The sequence below is a fragment of the Arthrobacter hankyongi genome, from assembly GCF_022012395.1.
Lineage (GTDB): Bacteria > Actinomycetota > Actinomycetes > Actinomycetales > Micrococcaceae > Crystallibacter > Crystallibacter hankyongi.
In genome coordinates, this window is the sequence record NZ_JAKLTQ010000001.1 from 628,187 (window position 1) to 654,166 (window position 25,980).

Genomic DNA, 25,980 nt, shown 5'->3' on the forward strand with positions numbered 1-25,980 from the left:
CGCTGCCAACATGGCTGAGAGCCAAAATGTCAGATCTGTCTGATAAGACTGTTCGAAATAAATGTAGTTAAAAGTACAAACTGTCGGGGGGACAATAATGCTTGAGGCGTGGGCTGGAGTCGAAGGCGACATCGCAGAGTTCATTCGGGCTGATGCAAGGTCGGCGCTGGAGGCATACCGCGTGCGGCCCGACCTGGTCCGCGAACACAGCAACATCGAGCAGTCGATCTCACAAAGTGGTTACGGGCGCAAGCAGCTCAACGAACTAATCCAGAATGCAGCAGACGCGATGCGCGGTCAGGGTGGACGCATTGCAGTTGTACTCACAAGTGACGCGTTGTACTGCGCCAATGAGGGAGCGCCGTTTACTAGCAGCGGTTACCAGACACTGATGCTGTCACACTCTTCCGATAAGCGCGACGACCAGATCGGACGATTTGGGCTCGGCTTCAAATCAGTGCTACAGGTTTCGGATACGCCGCAGATCTTCAGCCGCTCTGGCTCAGTTTCCTGGAGCAGGGAACGAAGCCAGCAGCTGCTGGAATCGGTTTTGCCAGGGTTGACTAACTACCCCGTCCTGCGGCTCGCCAAGCCGATTGACGCAGACGCCGAAGCGGAGAAGGACAGCGAGCTTGCTTCCCTCATGTCATGGGCCACGACAGTGGTTCGACTACCCCTTCGAGGCAACGCCTCGTGGCTACACGACGAACTTGCATCATTCCCACATCATTTCCTGCTTTTCTCCCCTGACATTCATGAACTGCGGTTCGAGGACCGTGTAAAGCAAACATCAACTGCATGGACCTCCGAACGAACCGGCGAGCGAATCACTCTCTCTAGCGAGGGAGCAACCGAGGAATGGCTACTGCTCGAGCACGTCCACAAGGTTTCAGAGGCCGCAGCCGCAGACGCAGGCAGCATTTTCGCACGTGGTGAAGTTCCGGTGAGCTGGGCTGTACCGCTGGACATCAAATCTAGGCGTCAACTCGGCACTTTCTGGAACTATTTCCCGACCCAGCACAGGACTTCGCTTCGCGGCATTATCAATGCAGCCTTCAAAATGAATGAAGACCGGGTCAGCATGCTAGAGACTCTCTACAACCGGGAGATTCTGACTCAGGCCGTTCCGCGGATGGTCGCCGGCGCCATGCCCCTACTGGGCACAAGTATCGATCCAGCGGCCCATTTCGATGTTCTTCCGTCGCGCGATCGGGAAACCCGTAGCTGGGCGGACGGCGTCATTTACGATCCGATAATGACTGTACTGGCTGTCGTTCCGTTCCTGCCGGACCGGTCGGGAACGCTCCAGACGATCACCAGCATGCGTATCCAGCCGGAACTGACCGAAGCAACGGCAATCGAGGCTATGTGGGAAGAGTCCGTCGGAGCGGATCGACCCTGGGTTCACCGGAGCGTTTTTTCCACCAAGGAGCGCAACGGTCTCCTCAATCGCCTCTTGGTCAAGGCAAACAAAAAGCGGGCCTCCATCACTGAGTGGCTCGAAGAAGTAGTTCAGGAGGGTAGCCTCCAGTCCTACGAGAACGCGCTGCAGATCGCTGCCGAAATTGATCGTCGTCAGCCTGACCATATAGCCGAGATGCGCCGAAGCCGCATTGTGCTGATGGCGGATGGAAGAGTCGAAGCACCAATCGCAGGCCGACTTGATCTGCCGACGGACAGCGACGAAGCCGGTGAAACCCTCGTCGCCTACGAGCTCCTGCATTACGGTCAATGTGCCTCATATCTCCGTACACTTGGGCTGGAAGTACTCGACGGTATAGGTAAAATCAACAAACTTGCCCGGGCAGTCGCCGATGACTATTCGGATCCGGAGAAGGCAGAATCGCTTTGGCGTGTTTCGCGCACTTTCAATGCGACGGACGTCATTGACGCCCTGACAAAACACACAGATCCAGCGAAGATTCTCATCAGGAGACAGAGCGGGTCATGGCAACCGCTCGGCACCGCCTGGCTCTCTGGTCCCTTACTTAGGCATGACCGCCCAGAGGATGCAGCACTCGTCGTGGATCCACAGTTCCATGGACGGGACCTAGCCCTCCTGCAACGGCTAGGGGTTCGCAAGACTCTTCCGGAACACACATCAGTCAAGAGTGATACTTACGAAGCTTGGAAAAACTCCGAGGCCCGGCGTTTATCCCATGAATCGGAACAGAGCCCCGAACCAGTTCCTGCTACTTCAATCAGATTTAACATGGTTCCGCACACTGAGCGGTTACACGAACTCAATAACGCGTCGGTTCAGTCCCGGGCTACTATCACGCGAGAACTGCTGTCGCGTGTCCAATATCGTGCGCGAGCTGAGTTTTCATCGACCTACAAACAGCCTGTGCCCGTTGAAAGCCCGGATCTCTGGTGGGTGAGACACTTCGGAGTATTCAAGACACCGCTAGGCTGGATTGAAACCAAGTACTGTACCGGTGCCCCTGAAGGTTTTCCGTCATCCTTCCTGCCCTATCCAGGCCCCGAAGAAGCCGCGGCTCTGACCTTGCCAGATTCACCGCAAGATATACAGTGGGAATTTGTCCTTCCTCTCGCCGAGAAAACCCTTCAATTGGATGATATTCATATCCTCTACGGGCTTATGGCTGCGTCCGGAGTGAAGGCCCCGAAAGAGTTGCTCGTGTCTCTAAGAGCAGGGCAAACCACTCGTTACCGTACCAAAGATGTCAACACCGCGTCAGACGCCGCCAGCCACAAGTACCTCTCCGAAAGCGGGCGGCATGCCTCCATATACACTAGGCATGCTGAACTAAATTCTGCGCTGACAGAACGGTGGGGGCTCGAACCATTGTCTGTGACCCTAAAAACTGAGTTGCGGTCCGTTGAGTCCCAGGATCCGAGCAGCCAGCTCGCAGTGGAGCTCTTTCCATACGTTGATCGGGTCAGCAAAATCAAGCGGTCAACGCTTTGTGTTCCTTGCACCTCTATTCAGCGAATTCAAAGCAACAACGTTGACGACCAAACGGTTGTTGAAAATTTGAAGAGCGTTCGAGACGAGAACAGTGGATACTTCTATTACGATGTGTCCCTAGCACGGAAAGGAATTCTGCAGGGCCTTCTCAGCGCCTTTGGCGAAACACAGCCGCTAGAGGTAATTGAAAAAAAGCGAAAGACGCTAGTAGCAGCTGCTCACCAGCCGCCAGCGGTCGAGGAACAGCCGGATCCGGGCGAAGGCTCCGCTGAGGATTCAGGCGGTGAGAGGGAAATCTATGCGACGGTTCACTTTCATCGTCACGGAAACTTGCGGGACCGCGTCGACGAAATTTTCGTCAAGTTTATCCAGCACGTCCTGGACGCGGCCCCTGATTCGTTTGACCTCATTCTCACGGTGAACGCGACTAAGGATGGCGGGTACTCTGACTCAGCCATACGCGTCATCAAGGAGAACGCCCGTCGTCTGGGCATCAACGATTTGGCCATCGACGAGTGAGCATGACCGACTTCCTTTTTACTCCAACCACGAATAACGTCCATGTCGTCATGCCCGACCCTCGCGTCGCTGGCATGATTGGCCTAAGCCACGATTTAGAAAGTGCGCTTGCGGATATCGTCGACAACGCAGTGGATGCGGGTGCACACAATGTCCTGATTCGCCACCTATTCGGTCCTGAAGACGTCCAAGGACTGGCCATCGTCGACGACGGCAGAGGGATGTCCGAATGGCAGTTGCTCAGGGCGATGGAGTACGGGCGGGACCACCAACATGATGCTGGCGACCTGGGACATTTCGGTGTCGGGCTCAAGGCAGCCTCGCTGAGCCAGGCAAAGCGGCTGGATGTGTTCACTCGACGGCACAGGTATATGGCAGTCGGTGCCGGCATGACCAGGGAAAGTGTCCGTCGGGGCAGGCCCGAGATTGCTTCCCATAACCCGGAAGCGGCCGAACGGGCTCTCACTGTCCACGGAAGCCGGTTTCCGGTCTCTCACGGGACGGTCGTCCAGTGGACTGGCCTGTTCAGTCGCCCGCGGAGAAAGTCTGTACGGGAGATCGAGACATGGATCGACGCCAGAATGCGCCGCATTTCCCGTTTCCTGGGCACTACCTTTCACCGGCTAATCGAATCCGGCCGGCTCGTAATACAGCTTGACATGCTCGACACGTCGCTCGGCGAAGCTGGGTCGTCATTTACGGTCGAGCCGCTCGATCCCTTTGCCCTTCTGAGCTCGGTCTCGAGCCCGACTGCATGGCATTTCACGACCTCTGTGGGCGATATTCGGGTAGTAGCCGAGGGCAAGATCATCGCTTTCTCAGAACGGACCGACCCGCAATTCGTGCTAACGTCGCAGCGCGACGCTGCCAAACACCAAGGCATCTACGTATACCGGAACGACAGGCTGCTGCAGGCTGGCGGGTGGAATGGGTTGGCGGACGACGGCGACACACAGCTTGGCTTCGCCCGAGTGCGCATGGAACTCAGTGAAGAGCTGGAAGGTCACCTCCGCTTCAACCCTGAGAAGGCCGGCGTCGAATTCTCTGAGGAGCTGCTGCATGCTTTGCTTGAGGCTCACACGGACGACGGCCAGACCTTCGAGGACTTCCTTCGAGCAGCGCGAGACGAGGATGAAAACTCACGCAAGCGGCAGCGACAGAAGATCTTTGTCGTCCGGCCCGTAGCTGGCGTACCAGCCTCAGTACGCCAGGAGATGAAGAAGCATTTCGGCTTTGACGAGGATGCAGAGGACGTTACCCTCCGTTGGCGAATGCTTGCCGATGACGTGTTCTTTGAAGTCGACCGCCGCAAGCGCGTCCTTGTCCTCAACAAGCGGTACTACGAGGCAATTACGGGCTGCAAGAACCTAACCGATCGTGAGGCACCGTTGGTCACCACTATGATGCACCTGCTTCTGGAAGACGTCTTCCGCGGACAGAAGCTCGGACCACGTCAAAACGCCCGGCTCGAAGCCATTCAGGCCGTGCTCGTCGCTGCTGCGCATGCGGAACAGGAAGCGGCAGATAAGACAGCTAGGGCACGATGACGGCCATGCACGAAGTTAATAAACGCTTCACTGAAGAAACTCTTAATCACTTCCTATCACTGCCCACCCCGACATTGCATGTTGTCGGCGACTCGCCGCACTGTGAACTGTTGATAGATCCGCCGGCCCACCAGATGTCACTCCTGATGCCGGACGATCGATCTAGGCCGACCGCGACGCCGCTGCGTCACATCGACGTCACTTTGGAAGAGTCGAGCAAACCGACACGGCTAATCATCACTGCTGCGTCCAACGTCGCTCCGGGTGCCACCTACGGCCTGCTCCACACCGTCGCGGTTGGCCTTCAGAATGGACTGAACGTCGCAGACGCCCTAGAGCATGCCGTCAAAGCATTCAAAGAACTGATCCAATCCCACACCAAACTGTCTGTGGACCAACAGGTCGGCCTGGTTGGAGAACTCTTAGTTCTCGATCGTCTGGTGTCGACGATTGGACCTGATGACGCAGTCGCGGCTTGGCTCGGGCCCCTCACGGAACAGCACGATTTTGCGTTGGGAGACATCGATGTCGAGGTAAAGACTACGACGTCAGAAAAGCGAAAACACGTCATCTCGGGAATAGGCCAGCTCGCACCGAACCCTGGCCGCGAGCTATGGCTGGTGTCTCTTCAACTCACGCGCGCCGGGGGCGCGCCAGGTTGGACGCTGCCCGAGACCGTCGAAAGGGTTATGAGGTCTGTCCACGAGCATGCGCAGGCGGTAAATCAGAAGCTCGAAGGTCTCGGTTGGTACAGGGGTGACTCAGACCTCTACCCAGATCGGTGGATGTGGCGGTCTGATCCGAAAGCCTATGTCGTCGACGAAAAATTTCCGGCACTAACGACGGCCAGGCTCTCAGCCGCGGTGCCTCGTCTCGAACTGATTTCTGACTTGCATTATCGGATAGACGTCTCAGGTCTCATTCCCGGTACACCTCACCCTGCCCTAAACGATTGGAAGGTATAGCTTTGGCACCCGAGACTGTACAGATCCTCCAGCAAGCGCTGGCCTCGTTGAAGAATAATCCTCCCCGAGCGCTCCTCAAACGAACCAACTCCCTTCTCAATGACGACGACCTCCCACTGTTGGATGAATCTGCGCTGGTTAGCGCCCTGCTCGTCTCGAACCCAAATGACCCTGTACGCATCGCTTTCCACGAGCTGCTTGCACACTGGGATCACATCGACGAGCTGACGCTCAGGGACGGTACTGCGGCAGCGACTGCCCAGACTGACGAACGACGACGGGATGTGCTAGCCGCCCTCGGTCTCCAGGAACATGAGGACGTGATCGCACAGCTCTTTCCCGTTTACCATGTCAAGCCCACACTCATCGAAGCAGGCGAATGGCAACCTTGGGACACGACAGCCCGGGGTCGGTTTTACTGGAACTCCTACGAATCCACACTACGTCGCAAAGGCTTCGCACCGGAGGCCGTCGAGTCAATTGATTCTGCCACCCGACTGATTGTCGAACGGCTGGCGGATCCAACGCGCAAGGAACCCTATCAGTCCAAAGGCCTGGTAGTCGGCCACGTTCAAAGTGGTAAAACCGCCAATTTCACTGGACTGATCGCGAAAGCCGTAGACGCCGGCTACAAGTTGATCATCGTCCTGACCGGTACAATTGAGATGCTCCGCAGCCAAACCCAGAAGCGCATCGACATGGAACTCGTGGGCCAAGAAAACCTTCTCGGCGGCGTCGCAAAGAAAGTTCGAGCCCTCGAGCTGCAGGCGCTCAGCGACGTTAACGCAGATACAGCCAAGGAAAATATACGCCGGCTGACGGAGTCCATCGACTATATTTCAACAGCTGACGAGGACTGGCTCGCGAATCGATTCGTAAGTTTCGGGGGCTACCCTGAAGACCGAGGCGCCCCTCGAATCGTCCGCCTGACAGGATATAACGACGACTATAAGGCACTGCGAAAAGGGCTCGAGGCCTTAGACTTCCGAACGGATGGCCTGCCCAAGCCAAGCGAACCATTGTGGCAAGCGGAGAACCTAGCACAGGCTGGTGTGCGTTTGGCCATTGTCAAGAAGAACACGAGTAGCTTGGAAAAGCTCCGCAATGATTTGCAACTTATTAAAGCGGACCTGAACGAAATACCAGCCCTAATCATCGATGATGAGGCCGATCAGGCCTCAATTAACACCACGAATCCAAGGAAAAAGCCAACGAAGGAGAAGCAGGAGAGGACGAAGATCAACGAACACATTGCCGGAATCCTTAAAGCCATGCCGCGTTGCCAGTACGTCGCGTATACGGCTACGCCCTTCGCCAATGTTTTCGTTGATCCGAACGACTCCCAAGACATTTTCCCTAAGGACTTCATTATTGCCTTGGAGCCCTCGCCTGACTACATGGGCGCCCGAGCCTATCACGATCTCGATCCTATTCCAGATGAACCTGATCGCCGCACATCTAACAAATTGGCCTACTACCGCCCCGTCGACATGTCCGACGGGGAAGTACCGGATGCTTCGTTGACAGAGGCGTTGGACGCGTTTGTGTTGGCCGGGGCGTTGAAACTTTATCGCCGCCAAACTCTCGGTGATGAGAGCCTGTTCCGGCACCACACGATGCTTATCCACGAGAGCCACTTGACGGGCGCTCATCTACTGACCTTGGAGTCCGTTAAGAGTGCGTGGAAAGGAAATGCCTACCGCTCGCCCGCAGCGATGTCTCGACTACGGAATCTCTGGAATTCAGACTTCTCACTTACCAGCAAGGCTCGTCAGGAACCAGGTTTTCCTTCCCCCGCCAGTTTCGAAGAGCTAAGCTCGTGTATCGCCGATGCCGTTCAATTAATCGAAGCGGGGCGATCTCCCGTAGTGCTCGTTAACGGAAGCAAGGAATCGGAGTACCAGCAAGCGGACATCAACTTCGGACGCAGGGCCGTTTGGAAAATTCTCGTAGGTGGCGCGAAGCTTAGCCGCGGCTTCACGGTCGAGGGTCTAACGGTCTCCCTGTATACACGGGTCGCTACGGCGGCCGACACCCTGATGCAGATGGGAAGGTGGTTCGGATACCGCAGAGGGTACCGGGACCTCGTGCGACTGTATATCGGAACGAGTATCTCAAAGGGACGGCGCGACGTCGACCTTTACGACGCCTTCGAATCGATCGCTCGAGACGAGGAGGATTTCCGGCAGGAACTCCGTCAGTACTCGGAACTGAACGAGGACGGCGAACCGGCAGTGAAGCCAATCGACGTGCCGCCATTGGTAGCCCAGCGTCTCCCTTGGCTCAAACCTACAGCAACCAACAAAATGTACAATTCGTGTATTACCGAGAAGGGAGTCGGCGGAAAACTTCAGGACTATGCACTCCACCCGGTTCGCAGCGACGGCTCGGTGAATGCTCACCATTTCAAAACAGTGGTTCCGGTCCTGCGGAAGCTTTCCGCTGAACATGGCGCGTTCAAAACCGATGGCACGGGTGTATTCCGCGCCAGGTATGGAATCGTGCCTGCGAAGGACGTTCTGGCCATGATCACTGCGTTCAAGTTCGCTGATGATGATACATATGCGCCGGAAAAGTCATTCGTGCGGTCTCTCATTGAGACTGATAAGCTCGTGGATTTCGTCGTCCTCGCTCCGTTCCTAAAGGATACGGCTACCAACGCATTGCGAAGTATTGTCGGATTCGACGGGGAATCATCGTTTCGAGTGCAAATTGTCAAGCGCAAGCGGCGTGATGAAGACGGAGTCTGGGCCCGGCCAGGATTTACAGGCAGTTCACCTCGACAGCGCAGCGTCGTTGAACAGATAGCCGGTATCCCAAACCCCACGACCTTCGATTCGATGGCTAATACCCTCCACCAGCAGGGAAATGGCCGGCGCGGAGCGCTGTTCTTTACTTTTGCCGCTGACACCGCCGAGGGATTGCTAGCGCCCGACATGGATGACCCCGTTCATCCTCGAGACCTAGCCACAATTTTCTCGATGGCTCTTCCATACAGGGCCGCGCCTGATGGCATCATCCGGCACACTGTTCTGCGGACTGACCAGCCGTGGACACCATTTGTTGACAAGGCGTAGCTCAAGCTGGCTGTCCTCAGGCAACAGGCTGCTGAGGCCCGTTTCCTGAGAACAGCCAGTGGCGTGCGGCAGGAAGCTTGTTCCTGGTGAAGGGCGGCTCGCATACCGGGATTCCTAGTAACGTGCCGTGTTTGGTTACGTAAGACGTTCGCCATTCCTCCCATACGTTATGGATGAGGAAACTGGCGCCAGTTCAGTTGATTCTTAGTTCGCTCGAGCTGGGTTCCGAGTTCCACATAATGCACGAAGAACCTGTGAGGCCGTCATTCACTACGCAATTGACGGCCGCGCCTCGTAAACCGTGGGTGCCAGAGCACAGGACGCATCCAAAACACCGCGAATGGTGTAAAGGCACGGTCGTGGGGTACAAAATTGGAACACTCTGTAAAGATAAAAACGCTCCGGTTCATCACGCGAAAGTTGGAGTTCATTACGAGTTACTAGGAATGGCCACTCCTTGACGCGCCGCGTCGTCTTGACCTCGATGAGCCGTTCCTGCCCATCAGTTTCAAAGGACAAAACATCGAAACCTAGGCCATCACCTTGCGTTGCCGATACATGATCGACACGCTCGGCGAGCCGCTTCTGGCCCAGGTTATGGAGCCTGCGCTGTTCGAATTCAACGACCGCGAGTTCGCCAGCGTGGCCCAGGCCGCGCTTCTCCGCTTCGAGCCTGACGAAGTCATGTCTGACGACATGGCGGCTGAAGGCGTAGTCATCGACTTCGATGTTTGGTGGAGGAGCCATATCTAGAACCGTGCCCTCAGGTAGTTGCAAGACAGGTTCGCCGACTACGTTCAACATAAGCTGCTGTAGCGCTGAATCACGGACCCAGTGTTCAACCACAGCCTCCCGGAGAGCTGCCTGGACATTGGATCGCGGCTTGTAGCCCTCGATGTAGAAGGATTTCAGTCCCTGCAGCACTGCACTGATGTTGCAGTGCTTGAACTCAATGGCGCCTTTGCTGCGCCCGGTTAGTGCTTGCAGCTGTCGATTCTCTTCAGCTTTGTTGTAGCTCTCGCCAACTAGTTCCCGTCGGAGCATGCCAAAGTAGCTCTCAACTATTGCCGCAATCTCGTCATCGGTCCACGCCTGACCTATTTCCCCGCTGTTCACAGCACCAGGCTACCTGAGTCACCAGAGCGAAAGACGAATCACGGAAATTGGTCGCCACGTATCGGCTAGAACTGTTGCCGTCGTATGGAGAAGATCATTTAAGAATAGTGCCAAAAGCAGCCCCTACGGTGGCAGTAAGGCTCCTGCCGGCCTTAGTGAAAATGGTCATTAGATCTACAGGTTCCTGATCGTCTACGGTCCAAGCAATACCAGCCTCTGTCACTAGAGCGAGCGGTTTACCGTCACGGAACAACACCCAGAACGCTCCCCCGTCTGTACCGTTCTCCCATTGCTGCGGCAGGTCATGAGCCCATGTGGTCTGCACTAACTTTCGCGGCCTGCGGTCCTCCAAGTTACCTGTGGCTGCATGTACTGAGGACTGCACATACCAGTGCTGCTTGGAATACACCTTTTGTCCAAGCACTGCACCTATGGCACGGTAGGCCAAGATGCGCCGGCTGGTCGGTTTGGAGCGGCTAGGCGTCAGCCCTAGCTTGTCCTCAACAACTCGGATAGTCCGCTCGTATTCAGAACCGACAGCATTCTGATAAGTGACATGCTGTCCTTCAGGATTTTTCGCAGGGCGAATAGCACCGTTTGACGTCAGCTCGGGGTGCTCAAACACCATTTCGACGATACCGGTCTTGCGGTGCTGCAAGTTGAAGCTCTTAACTGGCGACAAACCGTCGTCTGACAGGACACGAAACTCGTTATGACGCCTGCATATCTCGGTAGCAAGGTTCCATGCCAGCGCCTCGTAAGACTTCGTTTTGATTCGCATCCTGCCACTCTCGTTTCTTGTGGGTGCGGGTGATGATTGACCCACCCGTACTGGTGTCTCATGTCCCAGTCGATGCGCTTCGTGTGAGCCCGAATACCATCGCCCGGTTTGCCGAGACCGCCTGTACTTGCCTAGGAGTCCAACAGGTGGTGCGATAAGCAAAACTTCAGTGTCTTCCGGGAGGTCAGAGCCTGCGTCTGCCAACTGGCGATACCACCCCTGAAACTTTTCCAGCACCAGCACCCGCTGATTGTCGATATCCCCCTGCGCAAAGAACAAAGACTTTTTCCCCAAGCTGGATGAATTACCAAGAAGCTGGTCTGCCAGGTGATGGACCATGTGCAGCCCGCCACAACCAGCGAACATGTCTGACCAATGCGACTGCTCGTACAAACGGGTAGCTAACCGGCCAGTAGTCCGGGCATCTATGTAAGGACCTTCACTCCGTCCGTAGGGAAGCCAATCCATTTGCGGGTGACAAAAATACGCTAAGGCCCGAGTCCCCCACTGGCGGCGCAGCAGGGAAAGCTCCGGAGTTCCTGTCGGCATACCGGAGACGATCCACCGCGCGATTCCGAGTGCCGGATCTGACCATCCGAGCGGGCCAAGGGCTAAGTGGGGAAGCGGTGCCCAGTATCCGGCCCTGTCCTCTACCGGGCCGTCAATTTCTGAACACCATTGCGGAAGTGCCCAACTGGAGTCCCAACCGTTCAGTGTCTGGAAGAGGAAACCTGTTCCACGCGCCCACCAGGAATAGTCGCCGAGCAGTTCAGTGTCGTGTGCATTCCACTTATGATCAATTGGCGGGGACATCGTTGGACCCAGATAACGGTTCTGGGTTTCGGCCAGCCTCTCCGTTATTGCTTCGATTGCCTGCCACGCCCGGCCAATCGTGTCGTTGCGCAGGAACGATCCATGGAGCTCAGGGCTGGAAGTCATTCCCCACTGATACATATTCAGTAGTGCCATACAGATGTGAGCAGGAGCATGACCCAGCTCTTCGGAATCGATTATGGCAGCACATTCGGCCAATAGCTGCCCCGGCCGTTGCCAGGAACTGCTACGCAGGTCTGTCGGTAATCTCAGCCCGGCAGCGTCAATCATGGCATTGACAATGTGTCCAGTCCGTACGATGACGCTCTCGACTTCACTACCGTAGAAGCGTTCAGAGCACTCGGACCACTCACGGCGAGCCTTCCGGATCACCGATAGGTCCTTGTTCGCGGTCAAGGACAGCATCACGGCCGATTGGAGAACTAACAGGTCGTTATCGATTCCAGACACTGTCGATTCCCACGTCCCAATATGCATAAGTCGACCCTAGCTACGGTTGGAAGCAATGAAGGGGAATTGTTGTTCATGGCGACCCGGCGTGTCAGGCTCCAACAGCCAATCAGATCTGACGCTTGAAATATTTGAGGCATTAGATTTACATCCAGCACTTGGTCTACCGCGTTCTGCTTCACCGCCGTACCCACAACCTCGACGGCCGGCCCCTGCCGCCCCCTGTCATCTCCCCCGTTTCCATGATTTCCCCCGAGGCCACCATCAGGCGGCGGAACGTATCCCGCTGCCGTGCCTCGCCCTTCACGGCATCGTGCAGCATCCGTAGATCCCGCAGAGTGAACGGCTCCTCCAGCAGCAGGCCAGGGTCGGGCTGATCCTCATATTGATCGCGCATCCATTGCATCGCGCGCTCCACGATCGCCGTGTGGTCGTACGGCAGCCCAGGAACACCGTCGGACACTGAAAGCAGCTTAACGCCGTCGTTCTCCAAAGCCCGCTCCAACTCCTTCAATGGCACCATGTCCACGTGGGCAACGGACAGCACCCATCCCCGCGGGTCGCGGGCGGGGTCGTCGAAGACGTACAGCTGCTGCGGAGTGCGGCCGGTGATGCCGGCCTTGTCTCGCAGCGAACGCAACACTGCGTCAGCCAGTCGCTCCCCCTCGTGCAGGAATGTTCCGGGGAGCGCCCACTCGAAGCCAGGCGCTTTGTCGTGCGCAACCACCAGGACGCTCAACTGATCGCCCCGGACCGTTAGTACCGCGGTGTCTACTGCTACTGAGGGGCGGGGATAGTCAGTCAATGTCTTGCTGGAGTTATCGCAAATCGTCACCCCTATAGTTTGAGCGCGGTTGCGCAAATTAACAAACCGACCTATTCTCGAATTAGCGCAGTCGCGCTTTAAGTCGGATCCGCTTGGCAAAATCCCGTGAAGACGGGCCTGCCGGCGGAAGATTGGGGGACATCATGAAGATTGGACAGCTCCACATCGGCAGCGGCAAGCAGGTCGGCCCGCTTACGCTCTTCCCGGTTTGGGCCGAGCGCCGCGGCGCGGTCGGACTGGCTACCGGCGCGGCCGCGAACCTGGAAGTCACCGAACTCACCTCGGGCCCGACGGTCAACAAACTCACCGTGACCAACAAGGACACGAAGCCGGTCCTGTTGCTCGAAGGCGAACTGCTGGAGGGCGGCCACCAACACCGGGTTTGCGCGCGGGACGTGATCCTGCCCGCGGGCGAGACTCGGGATGTAGACACGTACTGCGTGGAGCAGGGCCGTTGGGGCGGTGCCTCGTCGCACGGCCGTTCCGCCCGGCGAGCCCCGCTGAACGTGCGGGCCGAGCTGAACCGTCCCGGCCGCGGCGCCGGCACCCAAAGTCGAGTGTGGGAACGGGTCAGCCGCTTCGAGGGGCTGAACACCCGCTCGAGCACCGGCTCGCTGGTGGACCACCTCGACGCGGGCACCCGCCCGGGGGTTGGCCTCAAGTCACTGCCGCGGCCGATCGATGGACAGCGCGGCGTCGTCATCGCCTTCGGTGGCCAGGCACTGATGCTCGAACTCTTCGGCCGCCCGGACCTTTTCGCGGCCCACTACCGCTCGCTGGTGGAGGCGGCGTGGCTGGACATCCAGCTCAATGCCGGGAGCATGCGACCAGTGCCGACCAAGGCACAGTCCGCCCGGGACCTGGCCGTGCGTGTCATGGAGCTTGACCTCCCGCAGCTGACGGAGAACTTCGAGGCGAACCTCGGACCCGTCACCGTCAACGGTGTCTGCGCGTCGCCGAAACTGGGGATGCTTCCCGGCGTCGCCCATCTGGGCGCCTGGGACACCCGGCACCCGATGATGGCCGGCTGACGGTTCCGGGCCGCCGGCCCGCCCCTCCACAAGCTCCACCCCACTTCACCGCATCTTGACCTTTGGAGGACCCATGAACCTGACCAGCCTGCAGTCCGACCGCGCCGCCGGCGTGCTCCTTGCCCTTGCTGCGGGAGACGCCCTCGGCGCCGGATACGAATTCAACCCGCCGATGCCCGACGACGCCGCGGTCGCCATGATCGGCGGCGGCCCCTTCAACTTCGAGCCGGCCGAGTGGACGGACGACACATCCATGGCCCTGGCCATCGCCGATGCGCTGCTGAACTCCCCCACGTTCCGCCTAGACGAGCCCGCCAAGGACGCCACCGTCCGTGCCTGGGTCGGTTGGGCGCAGGACGCCAACGACGTCGGTATGCAGACCCGCTCGGTGTTGGACCGCGCCCGCCGCGATGCGGCCAAGGCAGGCCGTCCGGTCACCGCCGCGGACGCGCTCAAAGCTTCCGAGCAGGTGCACCGCACGTCCGGCCGCTCCGCCGGCAATGGCTCGCTGATGCGCACGGCTCCGCTGCCCCTGGCGTACCTGGGCGCGTCCGCCGCCGAACTGCGCGACGCTGCGATGGAGCTGAGCGCACTCACGCACTTCGACCCGGATGCAGGCGAGGCCTGCGCCCTCTGGTGCCTGGCCATCCGCCACGCCGTGCTCACGGGCGAACTGGACATCCGCGCCGGCCTCGTATTGTTGCCCGAGGACCGCGCCGCCGTCTGGACCTGCCGGATCGAGGAAGCCGAGCGCAGCCGGCCGCGGGACTTCACCAAGAATGGCTGGGTGGTCCAGGCGTTCCAAGGCGCGTGGTCCGCCATCACGACGACGGCGGGGACCGCTTCCGGCCCGGCCCACCTGCGTGCCGCGCTGGAGGCCGCAGTCCGCGGCGGCAACGACACCGACACCGTCGCCGCCATCGCCGGTGGCCTGCTCGGCGCTGCCTACGGCTTCACCGCAGTCCCGTACCTGTGGCGCCGCGAACTGCACGGCTGGCCGGGCTACAACGCCCGGGACCTGCAGCGCATCGGCCTGCAGCTCTCCCGCAGCGAGGGCCGCACTCCGGGCCGCTGGCCCCACGTAGAGAAGTTCGATAATTCGGCGTACATCAGCTCCACCCGGACGGAGACGATCCCGCACCCGCTGGATTCCGGCGTCGTGCTCGGCGGGGCGCCCGCCCTGGCTGGGAAGGACTACGACGCCGTCGTCTCGCTTTCCCGCGTCGGCACCGCCGAAACCGAGATCCCCGGCCGCGACCATGCCACCTTCTGGCTGCTGGACGAGGCTTGGCCTGAGGCCAACGCGCACTTGGAGTTCGTACTGCAGGAGGCCGTCGACGCCGTCAGGCTGTTCCGGTCCGAAGGCAAGCGTGTGCTGCTGCACTGCGTCCGGATGGAAAGCCGCACGCCCACCGTGGCCGCACTGTACGGGGCAGCGGTGTCCGGCATGACCCCGCTGGAGGCGCTGGAGAAAGTGAAGACTGTGCTGCCTAACGCCAATCCGAACCCGCTGTTCAGGTCCACCCTGCGCCGGCTCTCGGAAGTCTAAGACTGTCGGACCCGCTTGATATGCCTGATGTTGTCCGGGCCGGACGTCCCTTGTCGGCCCGGACAACCGGGGACCGTCCCCGGCTCCAGGCACTGGAGGAGGACGAGATGGGCATCGTGCCGGACCGTAATACGCTGATGGAGCTTCGCCGATTGGGACTGCGGCTGGATGAAATTGCTGAGAAGTACGGTGTCACGGAATCGGCTGTCTGGGCCGCACTGTTCCGCGACCCGGCGCAGGCGTCCTAACTGCTAACGCAGCCCGTAGTTATCCAGCCCAAACTGTCGGAACCGGGGCCTATCCTATAGAGAACAATGTTCATATAAGGAACCGGCTGGGGCAAGTGCAGCTACGAGGCAATGGGGGTTGCCAGTGAGTTTTCCTGTTCCAGTACCGCCGGTCCGGCGGTTCATCAGCGCCGCCGACGAGGTAGCGGGCCGTAACGGCGTCTCGATCCGCATCGATCACCGGCGCGGACACTACTTCTGGGCCGTGGCACGGAACCTGGGCCCGGCCGTCGTCGCCCTGCGCAGCGGCTGTCTGGCCGAAGCCGAGGTAACAGCCCGTCCCAATGTCGTCCTCCAGCAGGTGCAGGCTGCAGTCCTCGAACTCTCCGGGCATGGCGTTATCGAAATCTTCTGCGACGACGAAAACGAAGCCCAAAGGCTCCGCGACTTCGGTTTGGCCGTCAGCCGGCACTATCCCCCGGCCCCGGCCATCGCCGCCATGGAGGAACTTGTCGCTGCCAGGTTGGAATCCCTGTACACGAACCTGGAAATCGCCACGGACGCTTCGCGCGGGAATTTGACTCGCTGGGTGGGGCATGGCTGGGTGCTGGACTTCGGCGGCACAATCGCTCCCGTGCTGGGATGCAAAGCCATCGAGGGCGGAAGCGTGCTCGAAGGCGAACTCCGCGCCATCCGGCTCGCGCTGGCCGCGGCCCGGGCCACATATGCAGGTGCCTTGGACGGGCGGTCGGCAGTGATCGTCCGGTCCGACAACCAAGACGCGGTCCGCATGCTGGCCCACCCCGGATTCGAACCGGCCTCCGCCAACCTCCGCTGCATCTCGGAGGCGAAGCGCATCCTCGACTTCGTCCGGCACGGCCATGTGCAATTCCGCTGGGTCAAGGGTCACGCCGGTGATCCGCTGAACACTGCTGCCGACCGTCTGGCGGTGCTGGCGCGCAGGACCAAAGATGCCCATTTGCCACCCGAAGTGGCCGCTGCGCTGCGCGAATCGGTGACCGCCGATGCTCGCAACGCCTTGCGCCGCTCCGGCGTCGCCCTGGCCGCCTGAACCAGCGCTGACAGTCGTTGAAGACAATTGCCGCCTGCCTGTCGGGACGGCTTGGAAGGAACAGCATGACCGATCTGCGAATGCACCACGAATGGCCCCTGCTGGTACAGATGAAGGAAGCAGGCTTTCCCTTGGAACAGGTTGTCGCGTTCTTCGGATTCCGGGAAGAGGATATCCGCAAGGCCTTCGGCGGCTGGGTAGCGGTGGAGAGTACCCGTCCAAAAGTAGCCCAAGACGGCACCACGGCCTGTCCCCGGTGCAGTCACGAGGCCTGGCCCGTGCAGTTCGGCATGTGGGCGCACGATCCGGACAACCCCGATCCCAAGGCCTTTATGGCCGGCTGCGTCGTCGGGGGCGATGACCCGGAGTGGCGCTGCACCGGTGAAGACTGCGGCTACGAATGGCGCGTATTGCGAAGCGGTTAGGTTCAACAACGCAATTAATGCAGAACTGAGGAAGGGAAATACAGTGGACAACACTCTGAATGGCCCCGGCGACCATCCGTTCTTGTCGCCGGAAGAAGAGACGGAAATCGAAGCCAGGGCTGTCCTGGGACACGCCGAGATAGCAATGGACCAACTCCTCGAACATTTCGAGCGGATGGTCGATCTCCAAAACGTTCGACCGCAGGACGTTTCTCCCGAGGCTATCGAGGCGCTCGACGAACAACTACAAGCCCACCTCGACTGGATGAAGCCGTACGGGATCATCCCCGATGACAAGGCTCCTGGCGGAAGCTGACAGCGCCCTCACTCCCCGACCGCCACCCATGGAATGCCTGGACCAGGAACCCCGGACAGGTACGGTGGAAGCACATGTGCCGGGCCGTCCTTCCGGCCGTCAGGATCGGAGGGTCTCAATGCGGCGCATTCCGGAGTAGCCGGAGTTCGGCGAGGGGGCAGTCGGCGGAAAAGGCCGTCTGGGAGCAGCTGCGCCGCAGCCTGCCCGACGACGTCGTCCTGGCCCACTCGGTGCAGGTCCGGCACGGCCGGGCCGAGCACGAGATCGACCTGCTGGTGCTCTGGCCCGGCGTCGGGCTGGCCGCGATCGAGGTCAAGGGCGGACGCATCAGCATCGAAAACGGGCAGTGGCATTCCTCGGGGAAGAGCGGCAAACATCGGATCCAGAGTCCGATCGCCCAGTCGCAGAGTTCGGCCCACGCCTTCAAGGACTGGATCGGCGGCCAGTTCGGCACTCCCCTGTCCAGCCGTTTCGCCTACATGGTGTGCCTGCCCTACACGCCGGTGCCCGCTGACTGGATCATGGCCGGGTGCCCGCGCTCGCTCGTCCTGGACGAGCAGGACCTGCAGAATCCTGCCGAACTCATCCGGCGCGCCATCGAAACGGAAGGCAGCGGCGCCAGCCCGCTGGCGCCGTCGTACGCCGGCCGCATCGCCGCCAAGCTCGCGGGCACGCTGAATCCCGACGACGGCCCACGCCTGGGCAGCCGGGAACAGGAGGACCTCCAGGACCACCTGACCCAGCAGCAGGCGGTCCTGCTGGCGGCCACCCGGGACATCCGCCGCATCCGGTTGCATTGGAGCAACTGGCAGCCCTGAGCGTGCCACCGAGGTGGATCAGGCCGCTGAAGTCACGCGTCAGCCGAGGGCGGCTCGGGGAGCTCCCAAACCCGCTTGAATTCGTCGGCGACCAGGGGCCAGACCAACTGACGGCCCTCCTCAACCGAGTTGATCCCATCGGCCTCAGGTCCGAAGACGACGAATTCGTGCGGGATGACTCTGCCGGCCCGGTCTTGCCGCTCCCGCGGGTCCGGGAATCGCAGCGCCACCTTCCCGCCAACGCGGTGACAGGCTTCACGCCCGTCTGCGACACCCGAGAAGACGTCGTCGTATTCCGGGAGCGGATCTCGAAATCCCCCGTCACGGAGAAACCGGAAGCCCCAGGTCCGCCCACGAGTGGCCCAGATAAGGTTCATTTAATGCTCCGAAGAAGGACCTGTTCCTTTTCGCCCTCTTCCAAGTCCATCCGGAAGCCGGTCAATGTGGCTGTCAGGTAGTTGTGTTTGGCCAGCGCTTCGGAGTTGATCTCCCTGAGCCTGTCCCCGGCCAGCTTGGCCGCATCTTCGATGACTCCCCTCGAGAGAACGGCGCCGACGAGGCCCGAAAAAATACCCAGGGGTCCAGGCAGCCTGACCCTGTTCCCGAGAAGCGCTACGGCCAAGGCGCCGGCGCCCAAGGCTCCGACACCGGCGTCGAGCAGCTTCTCAGCCACTTTCCCGGGGAGTAGCTTCGCCTGTGCCCATCGCGTGTGCCGCTCGAGCGGGAGCATGGCAGCCAGCGGCAGGATCAGCTTCAGACCAACGCGCTTGGTTACCTCGATCTTCTCGACGTCGAACTTCGCTGACGACAGCAGCATGAAGTCCTCACCCACTGACAGTGCATCGCGGCCTTCCACGAACCCTTCGAGCACCTCGCGTAGCTTGACTATCTCATCCCCGGCCTTTTCTATGAGGAGATCCCTGAACCCGAACACGTCCAGGTCGGGCAGCAGGTCGGCCTTCGACAGTGCCATCACCCAGATACGCGGAAACTCGACAAGAGGTTTGCTGTCCTCCAACAAGTCGTCCTTGAGCGACAGCAGTCCGTTGTGGAAATTGGTCAGCAGCGACTTCAGGTACCGTTCCTCCTCGCCGGAGTTGTCCAGCAACCGCTGACCGTCAACCAGAAAGAGGGCGACATCGGAACCCAGCAAAGACCTGAACGTGTCAACCTTGCGCTGGGCCTCCTCCGGTCCGCTCACGCCCTGCTCGAACCACTCCCCCGGGTAGTCGTGCCAGACGAGGCGCAGGGCATCGAAAGGCATGGCCTTGGCATCAGCTCCGTCCTTCAGCTTGACGGAGAAGGAGTAGGACGTGGCGGAGAAATGGTTGGCCGCGGGCAGCCGCGCTGACTCTTTCATGCCTAGGTAGTTCCGGTGCAGTAGAGTGCCCTGGCCCATGTCGTCCGCCACGACATGGAACAGACTCTTCTGCCGGAGCTGAGGTTCCTGCATGGCTCCATAGAACGAGGAGAGCATAACGGTCTTGCCGCTGCCGCTCTCGCCGAACACTGCAATGCGCTGCTCCAGCGCTCTGTTCGAAGGCATAGGAGAAGCTTACGCAAGCAGGCATCCCGCAATCCGCAGGCCACCACCGAGCCGCCTGCCGTGTCCGTCATCTTCATGTCTGTCTCCTCCCTAGAACCAAGAGTGTGCGATAGTGCCCCCGCGCACCAAGACCCGCAGGAAATCAACGATTCACAGCCCAGAACAACCGAAATGGCCCAAGGTGGCACAAGTCGGGCGATCAAGTGAGTGTGTCAAGATTTCTGGCCCCGTTCGGACGGCCGTATTTGCCCCCCACCCATCGGGAGGCCGGAAATGAAGTCAAGCCCTGCTGCACGCCCAACGGATGCACGCGGTCCCGGACGACCGCTGCCGCCGGCCCTGAAGCGTGAAATCGTCTCAGGCGGCGGAGAACCAACTGCGAGGTGTCAGCCCGACGCTCCGGCAACGGCCTGATACTCGTCAACCCTGCGGGATCTAAGCGTCGCTGACGCATGCCGGCTTCAGCAGTCGGCGCCAGTAACTGCCGCGGCATGCCCGGGGGTGACTTGGATAGACTCGCTTGGGACCGGAACAAGCATTGATTCCAACTTTAAGGGGCGGGGAATTCCTTGGATCTACTTGGCGGCGTGGGCCGCGACGAACTCCGCATCTTTTCCTGGGCTGCGGCCGCCGTCTTCGCGCTTGTGGCCGGCGTCTGGCGTCCACGCGGGCTTCATTGGACTGCGCTCGGTTCCGCCCTGCTCTTCGCGGCCCTGAACGCGGGTGCCGGGATCTACGTCCTGGGCCATTTCGGTGATTCGCGTTGGTCTGCAAGGGGAGAACCGCCGCTGAGTGCTCCGTCGTTTTCGGGGACGCCTGTCGTGGGGCAGTTCCTGGGCCCGTTGGACTCCACTCTGGACGGCGTAGTCGGTGGGGTGAACGATTTCCTGGCATTCAAGCAGGCACTTCCCGTGGCGCTGGACTTCCTGGCCGCGTCCGGCTGGGCCCTGCTGGTGTCGTTCCCGCTGGCCGTTCTCGCCGCCGGCATCAGTGCCGGCACGAGGTACGCCGTGGCCAGGCGCCGCACGGCGGACTTCGAAAAATACCGTGCCACCGTTGACCTGCTCAAAGTTGAGCTTGAGCAGGTCAAGCGGCAGATCTCGTCAGGCAATTCCGTCGACACGGAACTCCCCGCATTGGTAGAGGTCACGGATGTGCGGCCCAGACTGATGCATAGAGGATGACCCAGATGGGTGCTGGTGAACTCTGTCTCTATCGCTGATAAATCCAACGTTGAAGCGGGGCCGTCATAAAGATGCCCGGCGGGCCATGGAGCGGGGCCAGAAATAGCCATCCTGCCGGGGCCATCCAACCAGCCACAGTCAATCAAGGGCGCCCGAACCCGACCATGTGGAGGTGCTCCTGCTTGCGCTGAGCGATCGAGGCGCGGGCCTGCGCGATTTCAACCTCGCCGGTGGCGACGTCGACACCGCAGAGAACAAACAGCAGCGCGAAATCAAAAGGCACGGGCCGCACTCAAACAGTGGTGCACGCACTGTTGACCAAGGTATGTGGTAGCCCGCATAAGGATTTCGTTGCGACACCAATGGGGAGGACATGGCCACGCACTCATACAGTGACATCGCGAAGAAGGCCCGCACCAAGTGGAGCCCGCAGGCCCAGGAGATCTTCGACGTCTGGGGGCCCGACTCGAGGCAGAGACCATCGCGCAGGTTGCCCTGGGACGGGAGCTCGCTGCGGTGCGCATCGCAGCCCGCCTCACCCGGTCGGAACTGGCCGCGAGGGCAGACATCCAGCAGGCAGAAATCAGCCGGATCGGGCGCGGACTGGGATCCCCGACTCGGGACACCCTGCTTCGCCTGACCGAAGCATTGGCTGCCCGCCTGATCATTGCGCCGTTCAGCGGCCCCGCGGCCGGTTAACCAGCCACTTTGTCCAATGTCACTCTGTGCCGCCCATGCCGGCGACTTCTTCGCGGTTGACGGGAAGTTTTCCCCGCACGGGCGTCTCCGTCACGGGCGGTTCTTTCTGTCCAGCCTTCGCTCTTCCTTGAGTTTGAGCCATTTGTCCGTGATGTCCTCGGTATAGCGGCCGCAGTAGATCCGGTAGCCGAGGGGGTGGTAGTCCTTCCTAATCGTGTAAACGCAACCGTCCGGGCGCTGGTAGTGGGACACCTTGGCGCGCCTCCTGCCGTCCGGTGACCTGTCGATAATGCTGCTAACTTTCCTGTCATGGACGGAGGGCTCGACGTAGTCGGGCCGGTCACTTGGCCGCAGCGCCGACGTGTAATCCTCATCCCATTGCCCGTGTTCGTCGATGCGGTGCTGTTTCTTGGCTTTCGCTCCGGTCGACGGCGCCGGGGATTTCCTGGCGCGCGATTCTTCGATCCGAAGTTCCTCGATCCGCCGGGGAACCGGCCGGTCCCTGATCCCGGGCTGGTAGTTGGCAAGGCTCCGCACGCAGTTGAATAGCACGCAGGCCAGCACGAAGCCGAGCCCCATCAGTAAGAAAGCGATTGCCAAAATTGCCATTTCCCACACCTCCCGGTGGTCACGGCCGGTCCGCCCTGCTATCCGGCGGCAGTTCCAGAGGATACGGATATTATCCCCGGAACAGCAGGTCCCGGGCGATAGCCAGGGACAAGGTTCTGCCTACCCTGCAGAACCCTCCTGCCGGTTACCGCGCGGCAGGAGGCTCGGACCGACCGCCACCCTTGGAATGCCGGGACCAGGATCCCCGGACAGGTACGGTGGAAGCACATGTGCCGGGCCGTCCTTCCGGCCGTCAGGATCGGGGGGTCTAGATGCGGTGCATTCCGGAGGAGCCGGAGTTCGGTGAGGGGCAGTCGGCCGAGAAGGCTGTCTGGGAGCAGCTGCGCAGGAGCCTGCCCGACGGCGTCATCCTTGCCCACTCGGTGCAGGTCCGGCATGGCCGGGCCGAGCATGAGATCGACCTGCTGGTGCTCTGGCCCGGCGTCGGGCTGGCCGCGATCGAGGTCAAGGGCGGACGCGTCAGCATCGAAAACGGGCAGTGGCATTCCTCGGGGAAGATCGGCAAACATCGGATCCAGAGTCCGATCGCCCAGTCGCAGAGTTCGGCCCACGCCTTCAAGGAGTGGATCGGAGACCAACTCGGCACCCCCCTGTCCAGCCGTTTCGCCTACATGGTGTGCCTGCCCTACACGCCAGTGCCCGCTGACTGGGTCATGGCCGGGTGCCCGCGCTCGCTCGTCCTGGACGAGCAGGACCTGCAGCATCCGGCCGAACTCATCCGTCGCGCCATCGAAACGGAAGGCAACGGCGCCAGCCCGCTGGCGACGTCGTACGCCGGACGCATCGCCGCCAAGCTCGTCGGCACGCTGAATCCCGACGACGGCCCGCGCCTGGGCAGCCGGGAGCAGGAGGACCTCCAGGACCACCTGACCCAGCAGCAGGCGGTCCTGCTGGCGGCCACCCGGGACATCCGCCGCATCCGGTTCTCCGGCGGGGCGGGCAGCGGCAAGACGTGGCTGGCCGTGGAGAAGGCCCGCCGGTTGTGCCGACAGGGCAAGCGCGTGGGGCTGTTCTGCTACAACAAGGGCCTGGGCCAGTACCTGCGCAACCAGGTGTCCGGCTGGCGCCAGGCCAAGCCGGTGTTCATCGGAGAATTCCATGAGTATGTCCGCTCGCTCGGCGTTCCGGATGGCAAAGGCCAGGCGTATTTCGACGAGGAGATGCCCCGCCTGCTCAAGGAGATGGCCGCGGGACTGCCCGAACAGGACAGGCTCGACGCCGTCGTCGTCGATGAGGCCCAGGACTTCGCGCCGCTGTGGTGGGAGGCGCTGCTGGCCTGCCTGAAGGACCCGTCGGCCGGCGAGGTCCATGCGTTCATGGACGACCACCAGGACGTCTACCGGCGCTGGGACGAGGCCGCCGTGGGCGCCGTGGGCGCCGCCCTGGGTGCGGTGGACCTGGTGCCGATCCGGATCGACGAGAACCTGCGCAACACGCGGCGCATTGCCGAAACCTTCGGTGTGTTCGCCGGCGAGTCCTTCAAAGCGCGGGGAAACACCGGGCTGCCGGTGCGGTTCGTCCGCTGCGCCACTGACGGCGCACTGGAGGTGGCTGGGGACTGCGTGGACGCGCTGATCGGCGAAGGCTGGGCCAACAACCAGATCGCCCTGCTGACCACCCGCAGCCGGCATCCCGAGCATCAGCGGCATCAGGAGGGCGGGACGATCCCCGAGTACTGGCGGGAATTCCATGCCAACGAGTCCGAGTTCTACGGGCACGTGCTGGGCTTCAAGGGTCTGGAACGGTCGGTGGTGGTGCTGTGCGTCAACGGGTTCAAGGAACTCTCCCGCGCGCCGGAGCAGCTGTATGTCGGGCTGTCCCGGGCGCGCAGCCTGCTGGTTGTCGTCGGCGATCCGGAACTGCTGGCGAAGGCCGGCGGGGCGTGTCTGGCTGCCGAACTGGAACGTGCCGAGGCCTGGGACCCTTATCTGGAACCGAGCCCGGCTGCGGACATGGTGGCCGGGTAAGCAACGAGGTTCGTGTCCAGCATGATTTGGAGCCTCACAGGTCCTCGCGGAGCTGTTCCTGCGGCTGGTCCCGTTCCTGCATAAAGTCATCGGATACTACGGGTTCGTCAAACCAGCTGTCCCAGTCCATGTCCGCCGCCTCCGTTTGAATATTTCAAGGGTAGATCCAAACGGGCACGTGCGGCGAGGCCGCATTACTACTGTCAGCCGGTGACGCTGTAGGCGAGCTGGCGGTTAAGGTGGAGCAGGAACTTCGTCCCGGCCGCGGTGGGCACCGACGGCGTGAGCACGGCCAGGTGCTGCTCGAAGATTCCGAGAGTGGAGAGCTGGTGCCAAAGCTCGTAATAGATGGCACGGCCGTCCGCTTCGGTGACGGGTCCGCCGTCCGCAGGACGCAGGCCGGACTGAACCAGAGCCCCGGCCATGGCTTCCCCGACCTGCATGTACGTCGGGACCCGGTCATTCAGCAGCCACCAGACCAGCACGCCCATGCCGACTTCCAGCGCGAGGTTGCCCGGGCTGGCCAGGCGGGCGGTGAGGTAGTCCCATAAGGCGGAATCGTCGTCGTACGTTTTACGCGCCGCCGGCGCCGGCAGCAGCCTGCCCTTGTACTTGCGCAGCAGTTTCCATTCCTGCAGCTGCCCGCGCAGCCGGGCCACGTCCGGTGCCTGGCTTTCCCGGTTCATGCTGCCGCACCAGGGCTCCTCCCAGCCCAAAGCCACGATCGTCTCCTGCACCAAGGCCGGCTTCAGGTAGCCGTCCTTGGTCAGTTCCAGACCGTCGGGCCGGGCGCGCTCCAGCAGCCAGCGGACCGGACGGACGACGGCGGCGCGTTCCTCGGGGGTTGGTGTGGACTCCGCCAACTGGAGGCTTAGCCGCGCCAGGCTCCGGTTGACCGCCTCGAGGTCGAACTCCGCGGGGTCGAAGTTCTTGGCCGAAAGGCCGGTGACGTACTCGTACCAGTCTGCGATATCCGCGTAGTCCGGGCCGGTTGGGTCCGCCAGAATGTCGCGCTTCTCCTCGTAGCCGCCGATCCCGCCGGCATCTTCCAGCGGGCCGCGGTTCGCCCCGTCCAGGCAGCAGATCTGCCCCGCCGGTGCCAGCGCATGCCCGGCCACCTCAACCAGATGGATCCAGCTGTCCCCGAGGTCGTATTCATACTCCAGCCAGCTTCCTTCGCTGGACAGCAGCTCGGTCATGGCCATGCCGACGGCGGATTCCAGGCCCAGTTCGTCCGCGGAATCGCTGTCGCCGGCGATCGTCCGGGCCTGGCCGGAGGCACCTTCGGGATGGAACAGGTGCAGGTGCCGGTTTTCCCAGCCGAAGGCGCGCTGGATCGCCTCATGCAGGTCGTTCAGACGCGCAGAGGCCGGAACGCGCAACGTCCGCCAGATTTCCGGCGTCGAGCCTTCCAGGACAACCCGCAGGTCAAGAGCCTTTTCGGTTTCGGGCATGAGGTCATTGTTGCA

At 61.1% G+C, this 25,980-nt stretch carries 23 protein-coding genes; 14 read left to right on the forward strand and 9 right to left on the reverse strand.

Annotated elements, in window-relative coordinates; all coding sequences use genetic code 11:
• Positions 1-97 precede the first annotated feature (97 nt).
• From LVY72_RS02885 to LVY72_RS02900, 4 genes are read left to right on the forward strand one after another with little or no spacing between them, the layout of a single operon-like run.
• Positions 98-3,451, forward strand: coding sequence for a sacsin N-terminal ATP-binding-like domain-containing protein (locus tag LVY72_RS02885; protein WP_237817939.1), 3,354 nt, complete (start codon positions 98-100; stop codon positions 3,449-3,451).
• 2 nt (positions 3,452-3,453) lie between these two features.
• Positions 3,454-4,998, forward strand: coding sequence for an ATP-binding protein (locus LVY72_RS02890; protein ID WP_237818168.1), 1,545 nt, complete (start codon positions 3,454-3,456; stop codon positions 4,996-4,998).
• Positions 4,999-5,003: 5 nt separating this feature from the next.
• Positions 5,004-5,963: a PD-(D/E)XK motif protein gene (locus LVY72_RS02895; protein WP_237817940.1), complete on the forward strand. Its 960-nt coding sequence runs from the start codon at positions 5,004-5,006 to the stop codon at positions 5,961-5,963.
• Between the two features lie 2 nt (positions 5,964-5,965).
• A complete protein-coding gene (locus tag LVY72_RS02900; RefSeq protein WP_237817941.1) occupies positions 5,966-9,040 on the forward strand; it encodes a Z1 domain-containing protein in 3,075 nt (1,024 codons plus the stop codon).
• Between the two features lie 270 nt (positions 9,041-9,310).
• Here LVY72_RS02900 and LVY72_RS24540 read toward each other — a convergent pair whose 3' ends face one another.
• From LVY72_RS24540 to LVY72_RS02915, 3 genes are all read right to left on the reverse strand, one after another.
• On the reverse strand, positions 9,311-10,156 hold the full coding sequence (locus LVY72_RS24540) for a protein NO VEIN domain-containing protein (RefSeq protein ID WP_237817942.1): 846 nt from the start codon (positions 10,154-10,156) through the stop codon (positions 9,311-9,313).
• 94 nt (positions 10,157-10,250) lie between these two features.
• Complete coding sequence (locus LVY72_RS02910; RefSeq protein ID WP_237817943.1) at positions 10,251-12,221, reverse strand: TY-Chap2 family putative peptide chaperone; 1,971 nt, start codon at positions 12,219-12,221, stop codon at positions 10,251-10,253.
• Between the two features lie 178 nt (positions 12,222-12,399).
• The gene (locus tag LVY72_RS02915) at positions 12,400-13,056 is read right to left on the reverse strand and encodes an NUDIX hydrolase (protein ID WP_237817944.1); all 657 of its coding nucleotides are present in this window, start codon (positions 13,054-13,056) and stop codon (positions 12,400-12,402) included.
• A gap of 134 nt (positions 13,057-13,190) precedes the next feature.
• Between LVY72_RS02915 and LVY72_RS02920 the strand changes: the two genes are divergently transcribed.
• The 7 genes from LVY72_RS02920 to LVY72_RS02950 all read left to right on the forward strand — a co-directional run bounded on the left by LVY72_RS02920 (position 13,191) and on the right by LVY72_RS02950 (position 18,485).
• Entirely contained in the window at positions 13,191-14,078 is an 888-nt protein-coding gene (locus tag LVY72_RS02920) for an ARPP-1 family domain-containing protein (protein ID WP_237817945.1), read from the forward strand.
• Positions 14,079-14,151: 73 nt separating this feature from the next.
• Positions 14,152-15,627 carry an ADP-ribosylglycohydrolase family protein gene (locus tag LVY72_RS02925; protein ID WP_237817946.1) on the forward strand — a complete coding sequence of 492 codons (1,476 nt, stop codon included), beginning with the start codon at positions 14,152-14,154 and terminating at the stop codon, positions 15,625-15,627.
• Between the two features lie 107 nt (positions 15,628-15,734).
• Positions 15,735-15,875 (forward strand): hypothetical protein, encoded by a 141-nt coding sequence (locus LVY72_RS02930; protein ID WP_237817947.1) that lies wholly within the window; start codon positions 15,735-15,737, stop codon positions 15,873-15,875.
• A 124-nt stretch (positions 15,876-15,999) separates the two neighbouring features.
• A complete protein-coding gene (locus LVY72_RS24545) occupies positions 16,000-16,926 on the forward strand; it encodes an RNase H family protein (protein ID WP_237817948.1) in 927 nt (308 codons plus the stop codon).
• A 65-nt stretch (positions 16,927-16,991) separates the two neighbouring features.
• Positions 16,992-17,351 (forward strand): hypothetical protein, encoded by a 360-nt coding sequence (locus tag LVY72_RS02940; protein WP_237817949.1) that lies wholly within the window; start codon positions 16,992-16,994, stop codon positions 17,349-17,351.
• Positions 17,352-17,394: 43 nt separating this feature from the next.
• Positions 17,395-17,667, forward strand: coding sequence for a hypothetical protein (locus LVY72_RS02945; RefSeq protein ID WP_237817950.1), 273 nt, complete (start codon positions 17,395-17,397; stop codon positions 17,665-17,667).
• A 74-nt stretch (positions 17,668-17,741) separates the two neighbouring features.
• Positions 17,742-18,485: a nuclease-related domain-containing protein gene (locus tag LVY72_RS02950; RefSeq protein WP_237817951.1), complete on the forward strand. Its 744-nt coding sequence runs from the start codon at positions 17,742-17,744 to the stop codon at positions 18,483-18,485.
• Positions 18,486-18,517: 32 nt separating this feature from the next.
• Here the strand turns inward: LVY72_RS02950 and LVY72_RS02955 are convergent, their stop codons facing one another.
• A complete protein-coding gene (locus tag LVY72_RS02955; RefSeq protein ID WP_237817952.1) occupies positions 18,518-18,715 on the reverse strand; it encodes a hypothetical protein in 198 nt (65 codons plus the stop codon).
• A 143-nt stretch (positions 18,716-18,858) separates the two neighbouring features.
• Positions 18,859-20,031 carry a TRAFAC clade GTPase domain-containing protein gene (locus LVY72_RS02960; RefSeq protein ID WP_237817953.1) on the reverse strand — a complete coding sequence of 391 codons (1,173 nt, stop codon included), beginning with the start codon at positions 20,029-20,031 and terminating at the stop codon, positions 18,859-18,861.
• 569 nt (positions 20,032-20,600) lie between these two features.
• Between LVY72_RS02960 and LVY72_RS02965 the strand changes: the two genes are divergently transcribed.
• On the forward strand, positions 20,601-21,215 hold the full coding sequence (locus LVY72_RS02965) for a hypothetical protein (protein ID WP_237817954.1): 615 nt from the start codon (positions 20,601-20,603) through the stop codon (positions 21,213-21,215).
• A 142-nt stretch (positions 21,216-21,357) separates the two neighbouring features.
• Here LVY72_RS02965 and LVY72_RS02970 read toward each other — a convergent pair whose 3' ends face one another.
• On the reverse strand, positions 21,358-21,498 hold the full coding sequence (locus LVY72_RS02970) for a hypothetical protein (protein ID WP_237817955.1): 141 nt from the start codon (positions 21,496-21,498) through the stop codon (positions 21,358-21,360).
• A 137-nt stretch (positions 21,499-21,635) separates the two neighbouring features.
• Here LVY72_RS02970 and LVY72_RS02975 point away from each other — a divergent pair, with 137 nt between their 5' ends.
• Complete coding sequence (locus tag LVY72_RS02975; protein WP_237817956.1) at positions 21,636-21,914, forward strand: helix-turn-helix domain-containing protein; 279 nt, start codon at positions 21,636-21,638, stop codon at positions 21,912-21,914.
• Between the two features lie 90 nt (positions 21,915-22,004).
• On the opposite strand, the gene LVY72_RS02980 is transcribed toward LVY72_RS02975, so the two are convergent.
• A complete protein-coding gene (locus LVY72_RS02980; RefSeq protein ID WP_237817957.1) occupies positions 22,005-22,523 on the reverse strand; it encodes a hypothetical protein in 519 nt (172 codons plus the stop codon).
• Between the two features lie 272 nt (positions 22,524-22,795).
• Between LVY72_RS02980 and LVY72_RS02985 the strand changes: the two genes are divergently transcribed.
• Positions 22,796-24,511: a nuclease-related domain-containing DEAD/DEAH box helicase gene (locus LVY72_RS02985; protein ID WP_237817958.1), complete on the forward strand. Its 1,716-nt coding sequence runs from the start codon at positions 22,796-22,798 to the stop codon at positions 24,509-24,511.
• A gap of 34 nt (positions 24,512-24,545) precedes the next feature.
• Here the strand turns inward: LVY72_RS02985 and LVY72_RS25020 are convergent, their stop codons facing one another.
• Positions 24,546-24,641, reverse strand: a complete 96-nt coding sequence (locus tag LVY72_RS25020) for an AbrB/MazE/SpoVT family DNA-binding domain-containing protein (RefSeq protein WP_504862892.1) — start codon at positions 24,639-24,641, stop codon at positions 24,546-24,548.
• 73 nt (positions 24,642-24,714) lie between these two features.
• The gene (locus LVY72_RS02990) at positions 24,715-25,965 is read right to left on the reverse strand and encodes a plasmid pRiA4b ORF-3 family protein (protein WP_237817959.1); all 1,251 of its coding nucleotides are present in this window, start codon (positions 25,963-25,965) and stop codon (positions 24,715-24,717) included.
• Positions 25,966-25,980 lie beyond the last annotated feature (15 nt).